The following is a 21,529-nucleotide window of genomic DNA, read 5'->3' as shown; positions in this document are numbered from 1 at the left end:
ATTAACAGCAGTTACTGGCGATTTTGTGTCAGCAAATCCCCGGCAATATCCCCCAACGTCTTCAGCGCTTTTTCTACCCTGTCGTTCCAAGGCACGGCGCAACTCAAGCGGATGAAGTTGCTGTATTTCTTTTGCGTGGCCGAGAACAAGGGGCCGGGGGCGATAATAATATTTTCCTGGCTGGCCCGGCGGTGCAGTGCCATAGCATCGACCCCGGTCGGTAATTCCACCCACAAGGCAAAGCCGCCCTCCGGTTGAGTGACGCGGGTGCCTTCCGGGAACAACAGGCTGACAGCCTTCACGGTCAATGCAACATTGCGGGCATAGTCCTGACGCACATGCCGCAGATAGCGGTCGTAACCGCCTTGCTCCAACATCTGCGCGACGATCAGCTGATTCAGGGTCGGCACGGCCTGGTGTTTCATGTATTTCAAGTTTTCCACCTGCGCCATATAGCGTCCCGGTACCAGCCAGCCCACCCGCAAGCCCGGCGATAACGTCTTGGCGAAGGAGTTGCAATACAACACCTGACCGTTTCGGCTCCAGGCTTTGCAGACCGAAGGCCGCCGCAAGCCAAAGCCCAAGTCGCCGTAAACATCATCCTCGACCAGAGGAATCTGATGTCGTTCCAGCAAGGCCACCAAGGCTTGCTTGCGCTCGTCGCTCATGCACGAACCCAGCGGGTTGTTGTAATTGGAAACAAGCAAACAGGCTTTGATCGGCCATTGCTCGATGGCCATTTGCAAGGCATCCAACGACAAACCGTCGCGCGGGTGCGTGGGAATCTCCAGCGCTTCCATGCCGCAGGATTCGATGACTTGCAATAAGCCGTAAAAGGTCGGCGATTCGATGGCAATCAAATCGCCGGGTTCGCAAATAGCCATTAACGCTAACCTGACCGCTTCGCGCGCGCCGTGGGTAACCACAATATCGTCCGGGCTGTCGGCGCATTGCAGTTCCACCATGCGCTTGGCGATTTGCCGGCGCAGTTCCTGATTGCCCAATAGTTCGTCGGCGTCAAAACAGCGTTTGCCAAAGCTGCGCGCCACCTTGCCGGTGGCTTGTTGCAGCGCATGAGTGGGTAAGAAATCGGCGTGCGGTACCGACGAACCCAGGTTGATCTGGTACGGGTCTTTGGCGGCGCGGAGGATTTGCCGGGTCAGCGACTGGCCGGTGACTTTGGCTGGCGTGACCGGCGCATCGGAAATGTTTGGCTCCACAATCGCCTGCCGGCGAAAGCTGCTGACATAGTAGCCGGAACGCAAGCGGGCCTGAATCCTGCCGCTGTCCTCCAACAGACGATAGGCTTCCAGTGCGGTTGAGATACTGACATTCAATTGCTGACTCAGCTTCCTGACACCGGGCAGTTTTTCGCCTGGCTTGTAAACACCCTGCTCGATATGCGCAATCACCGTATCCGCGACGGTTTCGTATAAGTGTTTCATGCATTTATCCAGGTCAATCGATGCGTCTGCGCCGAGCATTCGCTGGTTTTGGTTGGATCAAGAACCGCCATTATAGAGTGAAGCCTATGCTCGTCTTGCAACACCGATTAACGATTACACCTCAGCCACGGCCTTAGCCGCCAATTTACGCTGAATCACATCCGCCAAATACTCGGCATCGTCGGCAATCCCCAGAAACCGTCCGGACCCCCAGGTATGCAGCCAGGGCAGACCGATAAAATACAGCCCCTCCACGTTGCTGACACCGCGATCATATTGCGGGAAGCCGCGGCCATCGAAGGCGGACAGTTCTATCCAACGGTAGTTCGGTCTAAAACCGATTGCCCAGATAATGCTGGTGATGTTTTCGGCATCCGCATCAATGCGGGTAGGATCGAACTCGGGTTCCCATACTTTGCGGAACGGCGGTTCGACCGGTGCAGCTATATTATTTTCGACGATATAGCGGTCGATGTCGTTGCGGATATTGACGTAGATGTCGTCGGCATCGTCCAGGTTTTTGGTCAAATCGGGTAAAAACTCCAATTGGCTGCCGTCGATGTTGGCCATGCTGCCGTAAAGTTTCACGCCTTCCAAGGCAAACTGGCGCAAGTCGATTTCATGGCCGCCGCTACGCCCGGTCAGGTAATGATTGGTCTTGTGCTTGGCTTCGTCGCCCAAGGGATGGCGGTCGATGGTCAATTGATAAAAGCCCAGATCAAACAACCATTCCGTGGTTTCGCGGCCGCGATACATGCGCGGCGAACGCGGGGCGCTACCGACGGCCAGATGCACCTTGCGGCCGGCCAGATGCAAGTCTTCCATTAACTGCACGCCGGATTGGCCAGTGCCGACCACCAGCACTTCGCCTGCCGGCAGTTGATCCGGATTGCGGTAATTGACCGAATGAATCTGGGTGATGTGCTTGGGCAAGCTGTGTGCATAGTCCGGCACGATAGGAACATCGTATCCGCCGGTTGCTACCACGACATGGTTGGCCGAAAACTCGCCGGCTGAGGTGCTGACATGCAGCTTGCCTTGCTCGCCACGCCAGACCCGATTCACCGCGACACCTTCCATAATCGGTGGATTCACTTTTTTGGCGAATGCCTCGATATAGTCGACGATTTCGTCTTTCAGCATAAAGCCTTGCGGATCGTCGCCCTGATAGGGAAAGTCCGGCAGTTGGCATTGCCAGTTTGGGGTGACCAAACAAAAACTGTCCCAGCGGTCGTTGCGCCAGGAATGGCCGATGCGGTTTTTTTCGAAGATGATATGGCTGATGCCTTGCTTTTGCAGATGGTAACTGACGGACAAACCGGCCTGGCCGCCACCGACGATAATCGTGTCATAGTGCAGGCGGGTGTTTTCTGATTTTTCTTTCATGTCGTCCTCGTCTATTTGAGTGGGGGGTGTTGGCTTATTCTATGAATTCGATGACACTGACCTGGGGGCTGTCGCTTTCCAAAAATTGGCTGGCCTTGGCTTCGATTTCCGCCAGTTGGCTCATCGCGCTGGAACAGGTGTAGCCGTATTTTTGCCGCACTCGCTCGCTGGCTATTTCCAACGCTTCGCGGCTGTGCTTGACGAATTCCGGCAAGGGATAACTTTGTCCGGGTTGGAAATAATCCTTAATGACCAGTGACGGCGAATAACACAGGCTCTCGGTTTGGTCCGGCCAGCGGACGCGGAAGCGCATTTCAGGCATAGTGGGTTCCTTTGGCGTTGATGAATGAACGGTAAATTTCAAGATGGGTATGGGCCGACTGCGCCCAGGAAAATTGCTCTCTTAAACGCTTAGCAATAGCTGGCAAGCTATCCGTGGGGAAATCATCGACGGCCGTCAGCATCGCGTTTGCGATCGCTGCGCTGTCTTCCGGGTCGGTCCAGATGCAGTCCTGATCTTGCAAATAATCGGTAAACGGCGGCCGTAGCGAAACGATGGCCGGCGTGCCGGAGATAATGGCCTCCAGCACCACCAGGCCAAAACCTTCGGTCAATGATGGAAACACCAGTGCGTCAGCCAGACGGAACAAACTCGGCATGTCGGCATCGGGCAATGGGCCGGTGATTATCAATGGTTGGCCGTGGCCATCCTGAATACCGCTCTCGGCGACGGCGGTATTGAAGTGTTGACGATATGCGTGATGATTTAACAAGCTTGCGCCGCCGACGATGATCAACTGCGCATTGGGGCGGTGCTGCAAAACTTGGCGGAATGCGGCGAAGATGCGCAAAGTGTTTTTGCGCGCCTCGATGCCGCCGACCGCCAGGAAGATCGGCCCGCCACGCGTCAAACCCAGCGACTGGCGCAGGGTTTCGTCATGGGCTTGCGGCGTGGGCGAATAGCGCTGAGTATCGACGCCGTTATTGACTTGGGTGGCGGCAATCCGATGCTGCTTGTGCAATTTGTCCCGCCAATCAAGGCTGACGCACAAGACTCGTTGGGCGGCCAGGAACGAGCGATTTTGCCAATTCGCCAATGAAGCGTCGTCGAAACTATCCAGATGATGCACGGTGCGGACAAAGCCATCGATGATGCCGCGTTCGCTAAGTTCGGCCATCGCGCAACCGCTGATGGCATCTTGGGCGTGGTGAATATCGAATGCTTCAGTATCGGGCTGGTTGAAGTAATCGATATAAGCCTGAATGCGTTGACCGACAGCGTCGACCAATTCGCTGCTCAATCTGGGTAGCGGTATCAGCGTTGTCTGGCTGCGCGCGTCGCGAAAGAAATTTTTGCCCGGTTCCGCTGCGGCGATCAAGGTCACGTCGTGTCCCAAATCCTGCAAAGCCTCCGCCAATTGCATCGCATGCACCATGCCGCCGCGTGGGTTGACGGAATGGGTCAGCATGGCAATTCGTAATCTATGCATCGCTAATCCTGCCGGTTTGGGCCGCAGCCGATCAGGGCTTCGCTATTTAAATCCCAGAGCAGTTGTTCTTCGGCGCCTGCTTTAAGCCGCAGCCGGCCGCTGTCGTCCGTTTTGCCGATGGCTGCGCAACCAATGTCGCGCCGGCTAAACAGTTCAATCACCGCTTCGCTATTAATCTCATCCACGCTCAGCACGAAGCCGTAGCTGGGAAAGCAGCGCAACCACCTTGCCAAATCGATGTCGGCTGGACGCGGTATGGCGTTAATGTCGATCACGCCCCCTAAACCGGAGCATTCCAGCAGCATCAATAAGGTGCCGATTACTCCGGCATTGCTGATGTCTTTGGCCGACGCGCATAGGCCGGTTTCCGCCAGTGTCGGCAGGACTTCCAAATCCTGGCGCAAGCGTTCGGGTGGTGCGCCAGTGCTGGCGTCCCACCATAAATAAGGTTCACGGAAGTGGCCGCGTAAATCGATGGCTGCCAGCAGTTGTTGTCGCGGTTTGGCGGCAAAACTGCTCAATAGTTTTTGCGCCTTCCCCAGGATGGCGACCGATAATTGCGGGCGATCGTTGCGCAGATTGCTGTGGCCGCCAACCACCGGCACACCGTAGACTTGCGCGGCAGTCGCCATGCCTTCCAGAATCGGTTTGGCTTGATGTTCACCGTCGCTCCAGATCGCATCGACCACGGCGATAGGCCGACCACCCATTGCATAAATGTCGCTGACGTTGACCATCACCCCGCAATAGCCGGCAAACCAGGGCTGGCTGGCGACGAAGTGATTCAGGTAGCCTTCACAGGCCAACAACAGATAGCCGTCGGCATCGGCTATCGCCGCGCAATCGTCGCCGATCGGTACATCGTTCCCACGCTGCGCGTGGGAATGCAGACTGAACCGCTCTGCGGTTCGGGACGCTGGAGCGTCCAGAGCGGGGTTCCCACGGAGACCGTGGGAACAATGAATCTTCTCAGCGGAATGCGGCGATAAGTATTTCATCACCTGGGCAATATCCCGCTTATGCGCCAATCCCAAACCTTGGCGGATGTCGAGAGTCAAATCGGCCAGCCAGGTCATGCGGCAACCCGATTCGTGGTAACAAAACCGATAGCTCCATCGGCATAAGGCGGATACCAAGCCAGGTCCGCTTGCATCAGATAATGCGGCCGGCCATGTACCGAAATTTCCTGCAACGATTTCCAGTGCAGCCGGCGAAACAGCAATTGGTTGCGGCTTTGCACCTGCGCCAGAAAGCGGGTGCAACCCTGAGCGTGCGCTGAAGTGACGGCTAGCTTGATTAGCGCCGCGCCGAGACTGCCTTGTTTGCGATAGTCTTGCTCCACCGCCAATCTCGAGCCCCACCAAATGCCGGGTTGTTCCTGATGAATCCGCACGGTGCCGACAACCCTATCCGGCAGGCCGGCAACGCAGGCGATAGCCACGATGGGGGTGGCGATGTTGTCGATGTCGTCCAGGTCGTTGCCGGCGAAGATTCCTTGTTCTTCACAGAACACGGCTTGGCGCAGCGCCCGCATCTGTTTGCGTTCCCAATCCTCGGTGACGAATTTGATCAGGTAAGCGTTGGCAAAAAACGGTTTAAAGTCGTTGCTCCACATCTCACACCTCATAACTGGCCAGTGCCGAACAGGCGGCGCATTTGGCGCAGCCGGCTTTCATGTCTTGGGATAGCAGATTTGCCTGCTTCAGCATCGCACCCAAAGGCGGCAGGATTTGCGCCATGAAGGCCGGTGTCGGCGCCGGATGGTTTTGCAACGGTGTGCCGGTAATGGGTACGAACGGCACGACAAAGGGGTAAACGCCTTTCGCTATCAACTGCTCGGAGACCGACAGAATCGCTTCCGGCGTATCGCCTAAACCTGCCAGGATATAAGTACTCACCTGGCCGCGACCGAACACCGCCACCGCAGCGTCGAAGGCAGCCATGTAACGTTCCAGCGGCACGCCGGCTTTGCCGGGCATGATGCGGGCGCGTACTGCCGGCATGACCGCTTCCAAGTGCATGCCCAAACTGTCTATGCCGGCGGCTTTCATGCGCTCAAACCAGAGGTCGTCATCCGGCGGCTCGCATTGGCCTTGAATCGGCAGATCGACAGCCGCTTTGACGGATGCAGCGCTTTCGCACAACAGTGCCGCGCCTCTGTCGGTCAGATTCGGCGTGCCAGTGGTCATGACCATGTGTTTGACCTGATCCAGTTCCACCGCCGCTTTCGCGACCTCGGCCAGTTGTGCGGGCGTTTTACGCAAGATGGTTTTGCCCGCCGCCAGCGACTGACCGATGGCGCAGAACTGGCAGGAGGTTTTGCGCTTGCCGTAACGGATACACGATTGCAGCAGCGTGGTCGCCAGCACATCCCTTGAATGCAGCGTGGCAATCTGCGAATACGGAATGCCGTCGGCCGTCTGCAAATCATAAAAGCGTGGTTGGCGTGGGAATTGAACCTGGCTAACCACAGCGCCATCGCGACGAATCTCGCTGATGCCGTGTGCGTTCGGCCGACTGGCGACGAACGGCGATTCGCAAGCCGAAACCGTGGCAATCGGTATCATCACTGTGCGGCCGGCCACGTTAACGGCTTTGTGATCGGAAGGTCCGGCGCCGCCGCGGCGTCCTGAGATGCCTATTTCGCTGCCTTCCAGGCGTAAGCCTAAGGATTGCAGATCGGCGATCAGCTCCGCCACACCGGTTTTAGTATGTGTTGCCAGCGTCATTGCAGTCGCTCTCCTGGATGGGTTGAGTTGAAACGGCTGGCAGGTCGCTGAACATCGGTACCGCCGGCCTGTCGGCTATGCGCAAACTGAGCAGTTCCGGCCGGGCGTAATGGCCGACCGAATCCATCATCCGTTTACGTTTGGTGATTAAATTCATATCCAGATCGGCGATCAGGATGCCTTCGCCTTCCCGTAACGGTTCGACGACATGTTGACCTTCCGGCGAAATGATGGCAGTACAGCAACCACCGCGCAGAGCCTTTTGCAGGCCAGGGTCGGTGGTCACCGAGTCAATTTGCTCGTCACTAAGCCAGCCGGTGGCATTGATGACGAAGCAACCGGATTCCAGCGCATGGTGGCGGATTGTCACTTCAATTTGTTCGGCAAAGATCGGCCCAACCAAAGAGCCGGGAAACTGACTGCAATGGATTTGTTCGTGCTGGGCCATCAACGCATAGCGGGCCAGCGGGTTGTAATGTTCCCAGCAGGCCAGCGCACCGATACGGCCGATGCCGGTTTCCACGACCTTTAAGCCCGAAGCATCGCCCTGACCCCATATCATGCGTTCGTGATAGGTCGGGGTGATCTTCCGGCGTTTCAGCGCCAGCCGGCCAGTTTCGTCGAAAATCAGTTGGGTGTTATATAAGCTGCCGTGGTCGCGCTCATTAACCCCCAACACCACCACAATGCCGTGCGCCTTGGCTTGCGCCGCGACAGCCTCGGTAATCGGTCCCGGCACCGTCGGCGCGTAATCGTAAAGCTTCAAATGCTCGCGGCCCTGGCTGACCGGCGGCAGCACGAAGGAAAAATAGGGGTAATACGGCACGAAGGTTTCCGGAAACACCACGATTTGCGCACCTTTCGCGGCGGCGTCGCTGATGGCCTGGCACACCTTGTCGCCGGTGGCGGTGGCGGATTCGAACACCGGCGCAATTTGCACGGCGGCGGCTCTGACGATAGTGGACGTGATCAAAACGCAATCTCCTGCTGCGAGTCAAAAAAAGCCCGAACCTGGATTCGGGCGAGTGCTGATGGCTGGAGGATTTACAGCGTCCAAGTGTCCAAGATAAAAGCATTGTCGCGCTGATGGATCAATACAATATCTAACACATCCAATGGGCTGATCGGGCGAATGCCCGGCAATAGGCTCGGTTCGCCATGGCCGTACAAAGCTTGCAGTGCAAAGCGGCAGGCATAGACTTTGCCGCCTTCCTCGATGAATTTGGCAATCTGATTGGCGTAGTTTTGATGGCCGGGAAATGATTCGTCACCCAGGCGCGGAAAACCGCGTTGCAAACCCAATGTCACCCCAGGACCGTACAGCAGGATGGAGGTTTCGAAGCCTTTGCGTTGCAATCGGGTTGCTTGCAACAAATTGACAAAGCCGATTGATCCTTCGAAGGCGACGGTATGGAATTTGACCAAGGCTTTCTGGCCGGGCTCGGCTTTGACGTCTTCAAATACTTTTTCTTCGAAATCGACAAAACAATCGCCTTTTTGATGGGCCGGTGCGGTGACTGCGGGCATGAAACTCTCCTGGATATTAGTAAAAAATGCCCTGCATCGGTGGGATGGATACAGGGACGTATTTCTGGCCGCCAGCGTTGCCTGGTCGACGGTGAATACTTTACTAACGAAGGAAAAAGCCAAACAGATTCAGTTTATGGCCTAATTTTTAAGTACAGAATTAGCTAAAAGCAATCTGTATGGCTTGAAAAAGCGCACAACTGTTATGGTTACATTTCACCAACTCATTGTTAATCCGGCCCTTAAATACCGTTCGGGCTGAGCCTGTCGAAGGACGCGCCACATCAGGCTTCGACAGGCTCAGCCCGAACGGTGAACCAGTGTTAAACAGGGCCGGGTTAATAAATTTGCCGAGCCGAGCCAATCAACGCAGATCATATTTTGTAGATCACAAACACCGGATCGTCGTGTCTACTTGGGGATGTCGCCAGGGTCAGCGGCGCGAAGCATGTTCTGTGCAAACCTCAGTTGGCTGCCGGCTGAAGCGGCGGATTGCCGGTTCTTTTAGCGGTAAACTCAACAGGTACATGTGGCGAATAACCGCCTTCGGTTTGCATCACAAATTTAATCTCATCGCCGATAAGTTTGCCTTGATAACGATGAATGGTCTCTTGTACCGGGCCTGAACCGAGCGATTCCGGGGTTTTGGTAATAAAACGCAAGATATCTCCGGCAATCTCGCCTTCCAAAATGCCGTTTGGGCTGCCGGTAAATGTAGCACTGCCATACAACTGCCTATCGCTGCCGGCGAAATCGAATCGCTCTTGATAATGGGCATTGGGCCAGTCATAGCTGACTTGGGCTTGCCATAATCCGCTGATTGCCGGTCGCTGCTCCGCGCCGCTGAACAGATCCAGCAGGTTGCGGGTGGCGTTGGTAAACGTCGAAAGGCCAATAACCAGCGTGCTGACCGCAAGCAACAATGACAGCACCGGGTTGTTTCTAATCCGGGTATTGATTTTATCCAGGCGGGTTCTTGAGTCGTTCATGGTTTTAGTATCCGCAGTATTTTGGCGTTTCAGTAGAAGGGGATTACCCAGCGAGGTTAAGCGTGCCGCTACAGAATAAGCGTTTTGGCTGAAGTTTTCTAACGATTAAGCCGATCAGGCTTTGCCAGCGCTCATAAGGGATGGATAGCTCCGGCCAGCGCGGAAGCGCCGGTACTCATCGGACGGTTTATTAACCCGGCCCTTTTGTCACGGGTACTCCGTTCGCGCTGGGTTCGTCGAAGCCCAGGCTGGTGCGCCCGTCGATAAACTCAATACCCTTCAGGTCGGTATTTAGGGGCCGGGTTAATAATGAATAGCCAGCTTGCGCTTCGCACGTCGCCAGCCGATGACGATGCCGCTTGCGCTAATCAACAAGCCGCCGGTGCTGAACACTATCAACAAAACATCCCAGACTGGCCGATTGTTCAGTAAATGCAGCCAGTCCCAACTGTGTAAAAAAGCAAATAGCCAGCGGCTGACGCGCCTACCGGCATCGAGTTTACTGAAGTTACCGGTGTAAGGATCGAGATGCAGCCAGGTGCTGTCTGCGTCGGCGAATTCCAAACGCAGGATAGGCAAGCGTTTGTCGATGTGCCCGGTCATGGTATGCGTGGCGCGGCTGTAGTAGTAAAAGTCGTATTCGTTTAACACGCTTTGCCTGGCAATTTTATTCGGAGCCATGAGCCGTTCGGCTGCGGTTTGCAGTGCCGACCAGTCGAATGTCTCGAAAACCCGGCTATCAGTCTGCGCCGTCTGAATACGGCTGTGGCCCTGGCTATCAAAAGCAATGTAATAGCCTTGGCCGTTCAATACGCGCCATTCGATTTCCCGTGGCTGAAACCCGGTATTTTGAAAACGCGCCAAGGCCTCCGCTACAGACAAGGGGAAATACTGCGGCGAAATGTCTCCGCCCATGTAGGCCTGGAGCTTGGGTTTGGCGGCGGTGGAGTCGAATATTTTCCACGGATTCATCGAAAATAAGCCGCTGAGTATCCAAGTGAAGGCGATTACGCCAAAGCCCAATCCCAGCAGGTGATGCCAGCGCATCCAGGCCTCGCGGTATGGGGTTTTTGTGCCATGTTTGTAAAGGCCCTGAAAACGCCAGCGCAGTATGCCGACGATTAAGCCAAGCAAACTTAATACCGAACCGGCCAGAGCGGTGTAAATGACAATGTCCGCCGCGTAACGATCCAATGCGCCGCCGCGAAACGGGTACAACCAATGAATCCAGGCGCCCAGCCAGTTCCAGGTGCGTTCGTGGCGATTGGCATCGCGCACCACTTCGCCGGTAGTGTTGGAAATATAAAGCAGCGTGGCTTGCTCGTCGGCCATTTGCACGCGGTGCAGCGGCCGATGTTCGTCCAGCGCTTTGGAATGCGTCCAGGCATCTTCGTCGATGCGATCCAGATAATAGCCGTCAGCCGTCGCCAGAAAGCTGTCGGCTGACGCCAAGGCCTGGGCAGGCGTCACCTGATCGATACGGTTCCCGGTTTCGGCATCCACGGCGATTGGTGTTTTGCCGTAAATAAATACATAACGCGGCGCGCCGGCTACGCTGGTCAAGCGAATGCTATCCGGGCTTTTGACTTGGCCGCCGGCTGCCAAGGCTTGCGCCAGGCTGACCCGGCAACGCTCAGCCGCCAAGCCAGGCAAGGCGCTCAGCTTTTCCTGTGGCGTCAGTTTGGGGTAGCCGACATACATCATCACGACGCCGGACACGAACCACATAGCCATGAACAGGCATAACACTATACCGAGCCAGCGATGGCTCAGGTATAGATAGCGCTTGAGCCCGTTGAGCATTAAAAGTCTACTTTCAATTCCATCATGAAAGTACGCGGCGCCGCGACAAAGAATAACGGGGCGCTACCGCCGCTACCCCACTCGACGTATTGCTCGTCGGACAGGTTTTTAACCCGCGCTGTAACCGTGGCTTTTGGATTAAATTTCCAGGACAGTTGGGTATCGAAGACCGCATAGGCTGGGGTTTTGACTAGGTTGGCGGGGTCTACATAGCGGTCGCCCACGTAACGCGAGCCGAAATTCCATTGCCAGTCCGGATCAAAGTCCCAGGTCAGCCAGGCGTTTGCCACCCATTTTGCCACGTTGGCTGGTCGGTTACCCTTTCTGGATACTATCGTGCCCGCCACTGTTTGTAGGAATTTGTCGTATTGAGCATCTACATAAGCCATGTTGCCTTGTACGCTCCATTGATCGGTGAGTTGCACGCCGATATTGGCTTCGACACCGCCGGAGGATTGTGCGCCGATGGGCAATTGCCGGTTGCGGTTTTCCGGGTCGGTCATCGACAGGTTTTTACGTTCGATGTAATAACCGGCCAATGTCGCCGAGCCTTTGCCATCCCAAAAATCGAATTTGGTGCCCACTTCGGCTTGACGGCCTGTGGTCAGGTCGAAGTCCCGCAGTGCATCAAACGTGCCTGTAGTCAAAATACCGGATGGCGGATCGGCCGCCGTGCTGTATTGCGCGTACACATTAAAAGTGGAGGTAATGTCGTACATCAACGCGGCTCGCCAAGTGACCGCGGTCCAGCGGCGGCCGAAAGCGGCGGGGTTGGTGGCGGTTGGTGGCACAAACGAAGTACGCAGATTTTTTGCATCCAGGCGAATATCGTCTACCCGCACGCCGGTGATCAGATTCAAATCCGGAACCAGGGTCAGCCGGTTTTCGGCATAGCCCGCGACGGTATACAGCTCGTTGCGGGCGTTGGAGATTGGCCCGGTAGCCAGAGGGTTGTCGTAGTAAGTGCCGGTGCTGAAATTATAAGGATTGACGACACTGACCGTGGTGGCCCCATTTTCCATGCTTGGCGCGCGCGTCTGCTTGTTGTAGGCAATATCGACGCCGGCGGATATCTTGGACGGCAGACTAAACCAATTACTGCTATGGACGATTTCGAAGCGGTTACCAACCAAGGCTTGGTCGTGATTGACCGCGAAAGACTGGTTGCGGGTGATCAAGGAATTAGTGTTGTTCCAGTCGTAACCTTCTACGTTTAAGTATTGTCGATCAGCCTTGTAATAATAAAAGGTGTTTTTGAATTGGGTATTATCGGAAAGTTGATAATCGACAATATCGCGTAACCAAAACACCTGCTGATCAAATACCGAACCCGTGGCGTTATAGTTTTTAAAGCGGGTTTTTGGGTCTATCTGGCCTTCCTGGGGCCCTAAACCAGCGGTACCCCAGGGGACGATTCTACCGTTGACCACCGGATTCAGTACCGGGGTACCCCAGTAAGAATCGCGGTCTTCCATTTGGTGTTCAAAAGCGATTGTATGCGAGAGCTTGGAAGTAATGTCGCTTAACAAGGAAAACGACATCACGCCGGAATCGGCTTCCGTGTTGTCGATGTAGCCCTCGGAACCCAAATAGCTGATGTCGGCTTGCAGCCAGTTATCGGTATTGCCTAGCTGGCCGTTGAAACCGTAGGACGCACGGCGATTCAAGTACTCACCCAGCGAGACCAATCCGTGATGTTCATCCGGGCCGCGGTGGGCGATTTTGCTGACGTAGTTGACCGAGCCGCCTACTGCGCCTTGGCCGTATAAAAATGTGGACGGTCCGCCCAATACCTCAACCCTATCGGTGAGCCAACTGTCGATGGGGCGTGCGGCAACGACATCGTATTGCACGGTAATGCCGTTAAACAGCTGCGTGATTTGCGCGCCGGTAAAGCCGCGCATCGATACAGAACCGGCCGAGCCGGGTTGCGACGATACCAGTATGCCTGGGGCTTTTTCCAAAGCTTCCTGAGTAGTTTGTGCGCCGCGTTTTTCGAAAGTTGCCCGGTCAATGATGGTGATCGAAGCCGGTGTCTCGCGAGGCGTCAGGCCCAAGCGGCTACCGGTAGCGGCTTCGGTATCCAGTTGCGGTTTTTGGTTGGGTGGATTAAATGGAGCTGTTCCCGCTACGGTGACCGTATCCAGTGTAGTGGCGGTGTCGCTGGTTTGGCTTTGGCTAGTGGTTCTGGCCGTTTTGGTTTTGCTGTTGGTTTCGCTGGTTTTTAGATCCTCGGTTGGCGACGGCTCGGCGGCGTGTGCGATGCCGTGCAGCGAAAACAGCAAGGCGGCGACGCCTGCTAGTTGGCCGGTTTGGGCAACTGGAAAATCCTGTAACTTGGTTTTTTTCATTGTTTTTATCAGGTATTTAGAAGTTAGAAGGCTTTTCGGTGACAGCAATTAGTGTGCCGGGAACGGAAGTCCCAACACGGCGGGGGTTGCGGACTATAAGGTGCGAGTTTTTTAATTAATCTATGTTAGTTAAATGGGCCGGTTCGCGGTATATGGCTGGTTTCGCCGGCTTGGCGCTGATCAGGTCAGTAAGGATCGGCATGCGCCTCAGCGGATATTGGACTTAAAGCCTGCCGGCCGGCAATGCTAAAATGTTGATCAGGCCGGCGCTGCGGTAAAACGCCACTATCGAAAATTTAGCTAAATATATGGATTCAAGCATGTCGGGATTTTTTTCCAAACAACATAGCGTCGCGCAGCCCGGATATAGCCGTTGGTTGGTGCCGCCGGCGGCTTTATCGGTGCATCTGTGCATCGGCCAAGCCTATGCGTTCAGTGTGTTCAACGATCCATTAACTCGGGTGATAGGCGTCGGTAGCTCCGCGCCGGAGGATTGGAAGCTGACGACGCTGGGCTGGATTTTCAGCCTGGCGATTGTGTTTTTAGGTTTGTCGGCGGCGTTCGGCGGCAAATGGCTGGAAAAAGTCGGGCCGAGGTTGACGATGTTCGTCGCGGCTTGCTGTTTTGGCGGCGGTTTTTTGATCTCGGCCTTGGGTGTACACCTGCACGAAATCTGGCTGATTTATCTGGGTTACGGGGTGATTGGCGGTATCGGTTTGGGTTTGGGCTATGTATCGCCGGTATCGACGTTGATCAAATGGTTTCCGGATCGGCGCGGTATGGCGACCGGTATGGCTATCATGGGTTTTGGCGGCGGGGCGATGATAGGCGCACCCTTATCGGTGTTGCTGATGGACCAGTTCAAATCGGCCGAATCGGTTGGCGTAGTGCAAACATTTTTGGTGATGGGCGGCTTGTATTTTTGTTCGATGATGATAGGCGCCTTGACCATCCGCATCCCGCCGCCTGATTGGCAGCCTGCGGGATGGACGCCGCCGCTGGTGCAAAACAAAATGATCACCGATAAGCATGTACATATCGACCAAGCTTTAAAAACACCGCAATTTTATTTGCTGTGGCTGGTGTTGTGCTTGAATGTGACGGCCGGCATCGGTGTTTTGGGGCAAGCCTCCGTGATGATACAAGAGATGTTTAAAGGCTCGGTAACCCCGGCCTCGGCGGCCGGTTTCGTGGGCTTGTTGAGTTTGTTCAATATGGGCGGGCGGTTTTTCTGGTCGTCGGCGTCGGATTATCTGGGGCGTAAAAATACTTATTTTATTTTCTTCGTCGTTGGGGCAGGTTTGTACGCGACCATTCCAAGCATGGGCATGGCCGGCAATATGGCGCTGTTCGTGTTGCTGTACGCTTTGATCATGAGTATGTACGGCGGCGGGTTTTCGACGATTCCGGCGTATCTCGCGGACATTTTCGGCACCCGTTTTGTCGGCGGCATCCATGGCCGATTGCTGACCGCCTGGTCAACCGCCGGCGTGTTGGGGCCGGTATTGGTGAATTACATCCGCGAATATCAAATAGGCCAGGGCGTGGCTAAGGCCGATGCCTACAACGTGACCATGTACATCATGGCCGGACTCTTGGTAGTGGGCTTTATTGCCAATCTATCGATCCGGCCGGTGCACGAGAAACATCATATGAAACACGGCGATTTCGATGAGCTGGACGGTATTTATCCGGCTGACGAAGCCGAACATTAAGCAAGGCAGGGCACTTTTTATGAATAACTCCGCATCGAGTAAATCTTCCAGCCCCTGGCTGTTGGCGGTCTTCTGGCTTTATGTGCTGATCCCGCTCAGTTGGGGCGTGTGGTCTACGTTGAAAAAGGCTTTGGCTTTGTTCGGCTAAAGTTTAATCGGGCTGTTTGGCGATAAATTCGTAGGCGCCCACATCAAGCGGTCCTTGTTGTCGGCGTTTTTCGCTGCCGCGCGGATGACGGTAGACAAATTGCGGATTAAGCAGTAAGCCGTTGGCGGCGAATCCGGGGGCGACGCCTTGATCGATTGCCTGCGCATCGGGTTTCAGGCGGTAATCGTAACTTGCTGGATTATTTAACACGTTGGTCGTGGCCTTTAGGTCGTGGTTTTCCAGGTTGGGACCAATCATTGCGGTGGCTTGGCCTATCAACAGATTGTTGATCAACATCGCGGTGGCAATACTGTGATTATGCAGAAACGAGCCGCCGGGGTGATCGTTGACGAAAGTGTTGTGCACCAGATATAGCTGTTGATTCGGCTGGGTTTGGTTGTGTTCGGCGGCAAACGCCAGCATCGCGGCATTTTCGGTGTTGGCGCCTTGATGAAACAGATTGCCAATCAAGTAGCCGGCACCGCCATCCGGTAAATCCACCAAATAGCTGGAGCCGTTACGCTCGTCGGTGATGCGATTGTAAAGAATATAGTTTTCCCGGGCTCGCGATTTGACGTTATGGCCGGTGCTGGCATCGTGCACATAAGAATTTTGCAGGGTAAAACGGCGGATATTGCCAATGTAGATGTTATGGCCGAGTTTACCGTAGCGCGGATAATCGACGGTGTTGTCGTTAAACTCCGAGTTTTCGATCAGGATGTCGCTGTCGGGGTTAACGCCGGTCAAGATACCCATCTGGTTATGATGAAAATGGCAGTTTCTCAGCGTCAGATGAGTACCTTCGAAGCGGATGCCGGCACCGTTTAGAGCCGGCGCGGTGGCCCCCGAAAGTTCGATATTTTCAACGACCGTGTCGTTGCCTTTTAGCACCCAGATTGCTTTGCCTTCTGCTGACTTGCCGAGCGCATCCAGGTGGGCGCCGCCTGCCAGTCCGCGGATGGTCAGCCGCTTTTGCGGCCAACTAGCGACGTCGCCCTGATATAGCCCGGCATCAATGCTGATGACATCGCCGTCTTTGGCCAGACTTGCAGCAGCGCTAGGCAGTTTAAGCGCGCGCTGCGGGCCGACTTGCCATTCGGTGCCCTGCGCTGGAAAGGCCAGCAGCCAACTCACCACACTTATCAAACCCCACGAAAATATCAAGCGATGCATCCTGACTCCTGGTGTGGGCACCTGTAAAATTCACTAATCCCAAGCGCTATATTCTGTCCGGTCGAGTAGCGCCTTACAAATGCGTCGGACTGAACTTGCAATATTTAAAGTAATACTTGGCCCAGATGAGAGTATTATCCTGTCATCAGGCATATTTGCCAGACCTACGACTTGATTATAAGAATAGCTAGACGCTACTGGAGGAACTATGGCTTCACTTGATATGCAAGGGGCTTACGATTTGAGCAATGCCAAAATCAACGAATTAATCACCGAAAGCGCTGAGGGCAATTACGCCTTGGGCATTATTAATCAAAAAACCAATAAATTTGTCGTCAAATACGTCGGTCGTTCGGAAACCGACCTAAACGCCCGCTTGAAGCAACATGTCGGCAGGTATCCCAAATTTAAGTTTAGCTATGCCGCGTCGCCCAAGGCCGCATTCGAAAAAGTCTGCCAAAACTATCATGATTTCGGCGGCTCGAAAAAACTGCTGAATCACGTGCACCCGACGCGGCCAGCGGATGTCGATTGGCAATGCCCTTGCTGCAACGCCTTCGCGTGAATTTTTGAGCCAAGTAGTTCCAAGCCGCGGCTAGTAGGTTGCGGAGTGGTTGAAAAAGGCAAAACAGGCTTTTAAGCTCTGCGCGGTTTCCGGCGGCATGAATTCGTTGAATTTAACCCCGTAGTGGTGCTCGCCATCGATAGGCTTGTACCACACTATGCTGCACACCAGTTCCAGCGGTAGTTGCGATTCATATTGCTGAATATTGTCGTACGGAATGCGCAGCTGAATGGCAATCGAGCTGTTCAGCGGGCAGGGCAGTTCTAAAGGCAGACGCAAACAGGCGCCGGACATGCTGAAATCAGCGGTGACGCCGTCGAGAACCAAGTCAGCGATTTCGATATGGGCCAGCAAGTAATGGCTGCTGCGCGGAAATTTGCGATTCTCGTTGGCGGCGGGTGTCGCTGTCCACTGCGCATCGAAGCTGAAGTGTTCCAGCATAGTGCGCATTTTTTCGGTCACCACGTAAAGATCATCACTGATGGTTCGAGTGATGTGCACTTTGGATTCGTTCTGGCCCAGTGCGTCGAATAACGCTTCCACCCGCGTCTGCAATTGGTTGACGTTATCAAGTTGATATTTGGACACCTGGGAGATTTGTTGCGCCGTACCCGCATTTTCTGCTATCTGACCCACAATCTCGTTGATGACTATGCTGGTGGTTTCGGCTTTTTCCATACCTTGTTTGGTGGTCTGGATGATCGAGCCCATCGCCAGGGTATTTTCTTCGATGATTTTGGTTAATTCGCCAATTATGCTGGCGATTTCGGCGGTCGCGCTGGAGGCGTTTTGCGCCAGTTTCCGCACTTCATCGGCTACCACCGCAAAACCCCTGCCGTATTCGCCGGCTCTGGCGGCTTCGATGGCAGCGTTTAAGGCCAGTAGATTGGTTTGCTCGGTGATGTTGCGGATGGTGGTGGTAATATCCTGAATTTGCCGATTGGCTTGGCGAAGCGCCACGGTTTTAGCTTCCGCGTTTTCCACTTCCTTCACAACCCGGCGCATTTCGTCAAGATTTTCGTTGACGGCGACGATGCCTTTTTGTGCCGTGTTTTGCGTTTCCTGGGTGCGGTGGCGAATCTCAACGGAAAAGCGTTCGACTTCTTCGGTGGTGGTACGTAATTGTTCGGTAGCGGTTTTTACTTCGGAAGATCTCGCCTGTTCCGAGCGGTTGGCATTGGAAATACCGCCGGAAATATTGGATATTTGGTAGGAAGACTGACCGATTTGCTTGCTAACCGCGTTGATCTCGCGCATATGGCTGGTTAGTTCCTGGCCCATGAGCTTCATAGTTGCCAATAGGCTGTTGGTATCGTTTTTCTCTGTGGTGACTTTGATGTCTAATTGGCCCTTGGCGATACTGCCGGCAATTTTCGACGCATAGCTGGGTTCGCCACCCAACACGCGAAATAATTTTCGCGTCAGCCAGATATTGGCGGACACGATCAATAGCAAAGCTAGGCCGGCAACCGTGGCGCTGACCGTAAACATTTGGCTTTGCATCTGATTTTGCTGCTGCGAGGCGGCGTTGGCTTGTTGTTCCAAGGTGCCGGCAAGCTGATTGAGTTTGTTGGCCAGAATTTCCGAAGCCGCGTCGAAGCCATTTTCCGGCGCTTTCATGATCAGGTTGCCGGCTTCACGGCCTTGCTGAAAATAAGCGTTGGCCATGCGTTCGCCGGTGGCATAAAGCTCAGTCACGGCGTTATCGGCGTCTTTAATTGCCGGTTTCATGTCCGGCATCATCGCCAGTAAACTCGTCAGTTCCGCGTGAGCGGCGTTTTTTTCCGCCAGGGCGTCGCTGTAATCGTCTTCGCCTACCGCTGACGCATCGGTGAGAAATTGCTGGATTTGTACGACGTGATAGCGAACATTTTTAAACGCCAGCGTCGCGTTTATCAGACGCTGTTTTTCGGCTTCCGCTGTTTCCAGTTTGCTATGGCTAAGCCAAACAAACAGATTGCCAACTATCAGCAGTAAAGCCACCGTGGCGGTCAGTATGGTCAGCAGTTTGCGTAAGGAAAAATCCTGGGGTCCAGAATGATTACTAAGGAGATCAAGCATAAGCAGTATCCATTTTCAGCAGAAACGTCAATGTGCGGTTTCACAAGTTTAGACTGATACGCGCGTTGCATAGTCATTTTGCAACTTACAAAGCCGGCCGTTGAATGTCGTCGTACCCGCACGGCCGGGAACGCAAATCCCAACGGCCTGGCAGAAAATTCCTACATTCCTGAAAATGGCCGTTACAAGGAGTTGGCGGGTGGGGGGATTGAGCATTAATCTGTTAGCCCGGAATGGGTGGCCGACGCCGAAATCATCAGGTATTTCGGTCGCGGCTGCTTTGGAATAATAAAGCTAGCTAGTGTGGGGAATTTTTATAATAATCGCATAGGGCAGAAGTCGCCTGGCCCCTGAACCGGTCAGTCCCGTGGCTGCCCAAGCGTAGAATAAAAAATAATAACAGGAGGTACACCATGCTAGCCAAAATAGCTGTAGTCGATTACATGTCGACCAAAATCGTTACCGTTACCCCCGATACAGAAATTTCTCAGGCAGTTAAGATTTTGCTGGACCACAAAGTGACTAGCGTGCCGGTTGTAGACCAAGATGGTAAGTTGGTGGGGATATTTTCCGAAAAAGACGGCATGAAGGTGTTTGTCGAATCCGCTTACAACCAAAGCATGGCTGGAAAAGTGGGGGAGTTCATGAGCAAAGACCCGCAGTTTGTGAGTGCCGATGCCAGTCTGGTGGATGTCGCCAGCAAATTTCAGGAATCGCCAACCAGGAGTTTCCCGGTTTTTCAAAATGATCAGTTTGTCGGCATGATTAGCCGCGTTGATGTGTTAAGAGCGTTGTTAGCCATTCGCTAGATGTTTTAGTTCAAGAGTAGACCGCCATCCCCTGGGGTGGTTGTCTGCCTCTTGTCCTGTCTTACTGCCGCACGCCTGCCGACACATAGGTGCCCATGATGGTATCGGTGCAGGTTGCGGTAATCTTCGCGCCGTTCGGCGTTACCGTGCCGGAACAATTGCCTTTCGATACCCAGCCGTTTTGGAACTGTGCGGTGGAATCGTAAGTCAGGATTTGCCCGATCAGATTGCCACTTCTCGATAAAAATGTCCGGCCGCCTGAGGTGGCACAGTTCAGAATTTAGCGCAGATTTAAGCGATTCGGCAATCTAAAAGATGCGCTTATCGGCTACGGAATAAAATGGGGGGGAGCTGGCTGGATATAGCCGCGTGAAGGCGAGCGGTATTGGACTTTTCGAGAGGGCGATGTGATCGGGCCTAACTGCGGATGATGTAGTGACCGCAGTTGGCCCAATCGGATCTGAAATTACAGATTACTTATCGCATTTATGCGCGGAGCCGCAGCAATCGGCCATGTCGCCGCCGTGTTTTTTGCAATGATCCGCACTGCAATCATGGGCTGCGCCGCCTTGATGATGGGCGCAATGGTGGCTGCTGCAATTGGCGGCAGCGGCGGCTTCGTGATGGGCGCAATGCTCGGCACCACATTGGTGGGCGCTGGCATTGGCATCTTGTGCGCAATGTTGGGCGCAGACTTTGTCTTTAGCACCTGGGTGGTCGGCGCAATGTTTCGCGCAATCGTGTTCGGCTGCGGCTTTGTCGGCACAATGTTTCAGGCAGGCTTTGCCTTTTTTACCTTTGTGTTTGGCGCAATGCTCGACGCAGTTATGTGCTGCGGCATAGGCTTTGTGTTTAGCGCAATGTTCCGGAGACATGGCGGGTGCCGCTGGCGCGGGGGCTGCAGTTTCAGCCGGTGCAGCGGTTACAGGCGTCACTACCGCAGGCTCAGCAGTTGCTTCGACCGGTTTTGCGGATTCGCAGCCTGTCAGGGTCAGCAAAGCCGGCAAGGTTAAGGCGATTAGCAAATGTTGAATTTTCATAGGTATTTCTCTGTGGGTGATAAAGGAGGCGCAATTGTAGGGTTAAGATGCACGTTAGGCAAATAAAATTGTGTTATTTAACACAGAATAATTTAATGGCGAGCGCACAGGTTTAACAGTTTTTGCCAAGCCGTTCCTTAATTTTCTCAGGTTCGTCGCGCCCGCGAAGACTTGAGCCGTTGAACGTTACGGCGAATCTAGTCTAGCTGCTGGGCTTGCGCCTTTGCGGGAGCGATAATGTTCGAGGGGCGGGTTGCTAATTCGACTGTGTGATCGGTGAGGCAGTGATTCAAATATC

General features: G+C 54.3%; 19 protein-coding genes. 4 read left to right on the top strand and 15 right to left on the bottom strand.

The window, feature by feature from the left end; translation table 11 throughout:
- Nucleotides 1-11: 11 nt before the first annotated feature.
- The 12 genes from EBB_RS10865 to EBB_RS10810 all read right to left on the bottom strand — a co-directional run bounded on the left by EBB_RS10865 (nt 12) and on the right by EBB_RS10810 (nt 13,720).
- Nucleotides 12-1,445 (bottom strand): aminotransferase-like domain-containing protein, encoded by a 1,434-nt coding sequence (locus EBB_RS10865; RefSeq protein WP_192393892.1) that lies wholly within the window; start codon nt 1,443-1,445, stop codon nt 12-14.
- Nucleotides 1,446-1,559: 114 nt separating this feature from the next.
- Nucleotides 1,560-2,831, bottom strand: coding sequence for an MSMEG_0569 family flavin-dependent oxidoreductase (locus tag EBB_RS10860; RefSeq protein ID WP_192393891.1), 1,272 nt, complete (start codon nt 2,829-2,831; stop codon nt 1,560-1,562).
- Between the two features lie 34 nt (nt 2,832-2,865).
- Nucleotides 2,866-3,153 carry an MSMEG_0570 family nitrogen starvation response protein gene (locus EBB_RS10855; RefSeq protein WP_192393890.1) on the bottom strand — a complete coding sequence of 96 codons (288 nt, stop codon included), beginning with the start codon at nt 3,151-3,153 and terminating at the stop codon, nt 2,866-2,868.
- Complete coding sequence (locus EBB_RS10850) at nt 3,146-4,321, bottom strand: MSMEG_0565 family glycosyltransferase (RefSeq protein ID WP_192393889.1); 1,176 nt, start codon at nt 4,319-4,321, stop codon at nt 3,146-3,148. The genes EBB_RS10855 and EBB_RS10850 overlap by 8 nt, the downstream gene beginning before the upstream one ends.
- A gap of 2 nt (nt 4,322-4,323) precedes the next feature.
- Nucleotides 4,324-5,397 (bottom strand): sll0787 family AIR synthase-like protein, encoded by a 1,074-nt coding sequence (locus EBB_RS10845; protein WP_225587393.1) that lies wholly within the window; start codon nt 5,395-5,397, stop codon nt 4,324-4,326.
- Nucleotides 5,394-5,936: an MSMEG_0567/Sll0786 family nitrogen starvation N-acetyltransferase gene (locus tag EBB_RS10840; protein WP_192393888.1), complete on the bottom strand. Its 543-nt coding sequence runs from the start codon at nt 5,934-5,936 to the stop codon at nt 5,394-5,396. The genes EBB_RS10845 and EBB_RS10840 overlap by 4 nt, the downstream gene beginning before the upstream one ends.
- A gap of 1 nt (nt 5,937) precedes the next feature.
- Complete coding sequence (locus EBB_RS10835; RefSeq protein WP_192393887.1) at nt 5,938-7,050, bottom strand: MSMEG_0568 family radical SAM protein; 1,113 nt, start codon at nt 7,048-7,050, stop codon at nt 5,938-5,940.
- Nucleotides 7,028-8,023: a Nit6803 family nitrilase gene (locus tag EBB_RS10830; protein ID WP_192393886.1), complete on the bottom strand. Its 996-nt coding sequence runs from the start codon at nt 8,021-8,023 to the stop codon at nt 7,028-7,030. The genes EBB_RS10835 and EBB_RS10830 overlap by 23 nt, the downstream gene beginning before the upstream one ends.
- A 71-nt stretch (nt 8,024-8,094) precedes the next feature.
- Complete coding sequence (locus EBB_RS10825) at nt 8,095-8,577, bottom strand: MSMEG_0572/Sll0783 family nitrogen starvation response protein (protein ID WP_192393885.1); 483 nt, start codon at nt 8,575-8,577, stop codon at nt 8,095-8,097.
- Nucleotides 8,578-9,041: 464 nt separating this feature from the next.
- On the bottom strand, nt 9,042-9,566 hold the full coding sequence (locus EBB_RS10820; RefSeq protein WP_192393884.1) for a hypothetical protein: 525 nt from the start codon (nt 9,564-9,566) through the stop codon (nt 9,042-9,044).
- Nucleotides 9,567-9,869: 303 nt separating this feature from the next.
- Nucleotides 9,870-11,369: a PepSY domain-containing protein gene (locus EBB_RS10815; RefSeq protein ID WP_192393883.1), complete on the bottom strand. Its 1,500-nt coding sequence runs from the start codon at nt 11,367-11,369 to the stop codon at nt 9,870-9,872.
- A complete protein-coding gene (locus EBB_RS10810) occupies nt 11,369-13,720 on the bottom strand; it encodes a TonB-dependent receptor (RefSeq protein ID WP_192393882.1) in 2,352 nt (783 codons plus the stop codon). Before EBB_RS10810 ends, EBB_RS10815 begins: the two co-directional genes overlap by 1 nt.
- 320 nt (nt 13,721-14,040) lie before the next feature.
- On the opposite strand from EBB_RS10810, the gene EBB_RS10805 reads away from it, so the two are divergent.
- Together EBB_RS10805 and EBB_RS26460 are read left to right on the top strand one after the other, a co-directional pair.
- Nucleotides 14,041-15,435 (top strand): L-lactate MFS transporter, encoded by a 1,395-nt coding sequence (locus EBB_RS10805; RefSeq protein ID WP_192393881.1) that lies wholly within the window; start codon nt 14,041-14,043, stop codon nt 15,433-15,435.
- Nucleotides 15,436-15,454: 19 nt separating this feature from the next.
- Nucleotides 15,455-15,583, top strand: coding sequence for an MFS transporter small subunit (locus EBB_RS26460; protein WP_301539340.1), 129 nt, complete (start codon nt 15,455-15,457; stop codon nt 15,581-15,583).
- Between the two features lie 3 nt (nt 15,584-15,586).
- Here the strand turns inward: EBB_RS26460 and EBB_RS10800 are convergent, their stop codons facing one another.
- Nucleotides 15,587-16,756: a right-handed parallel beta-helix repeat-containing protein gene (locus EBB_RS10800; RefSeq protein ID WP_192393880.1), complete on the bottom strand. Its 1,170-nt coding sequence runs from the start codon at nt 16,754-16,756 to the stop codon at nt 15,587-15,589.
- A gap of 208 nt (nt 16,757-16,964) precedes the next feature.
- On the opposite strand from EBB_RS10800, the gene EBB_RS10795 reads away from it, so the two are divergent.
- Nucleotides 16,965-17,321 (top strand): hypothetical protein, encoded by a 357-nt coding sequence (locus tag EBB_RS10795; protein WP_192393879.1) that lies wholly within the window; start codon nt 16,965-16,967, stop codon nt 17,319-17,321.
- A 30-nt stretch (nt 17,322-17,351) separates the two neighbouring features.
- Here the strand turns inward: EBB_RS10795 and EBB_RS10790 are convergent, their stop codons facing one another.
- A complete protein-coding gene (locus tag EBB_RS10790; protein WP_192393878.1) occupies nt 17,352-19,382 on the bottom strand; it encodes a methyl-accepting chemotaxis protein in 2,031 nt (676 codons plus the stop codon).
- Between the two features lie 413 nt (nt 19,383-19,795).
- Between EBB_RS10790 and EBB_RS10785 the strand changes: the two genes are divergently transcribed.
- Nucleotides 19,796-20,191 (top strand): CBS domain-containing protein, encoded by a 396-nt coding sequence (locus tag EBB_RS10785; RefSeq protein WP_192393877.1) that lies wholly within the window; start codon nt 19,796-19,798, stop codon nt 20,189-20,191.
- A gap of 473 nt (nt 20,192-20,664) precedes the next feature.
- Here EBB_RS10785 and EBB_RS10780 read toward each other — a convergent pair whose 3' ends face one another.
- The gene (locus EBB_RS10780; RefSeq protein WP_192393876.1) at nt 20,665-21,231 is read right to left on the bottom strand and encodes a hypothetical protein; all 567 of its coding nucleotides are present in this window, start codon (nt 21,229-21,231) and stop codon (nt 20,665-20,667) included.
- Between the last annotated feature and the right edge of the window lie 298 nt (nt 21,232-21,529).

It is taken from the genome of Methylomonas fluvii (genome assembly GCF_014850975.1).
GTDB classification, from domain to species: Bacteria; Pseudomonadota; Gammaproteobacteria; order Methylococcales; family Methylomonadaceae; genus Methylomonas; species Methylomonas fluvii.
Note: the sequence above shows the minus strand (reverse complement) of the source record. Positions and strands in the feature narration are given on the sequence as shown.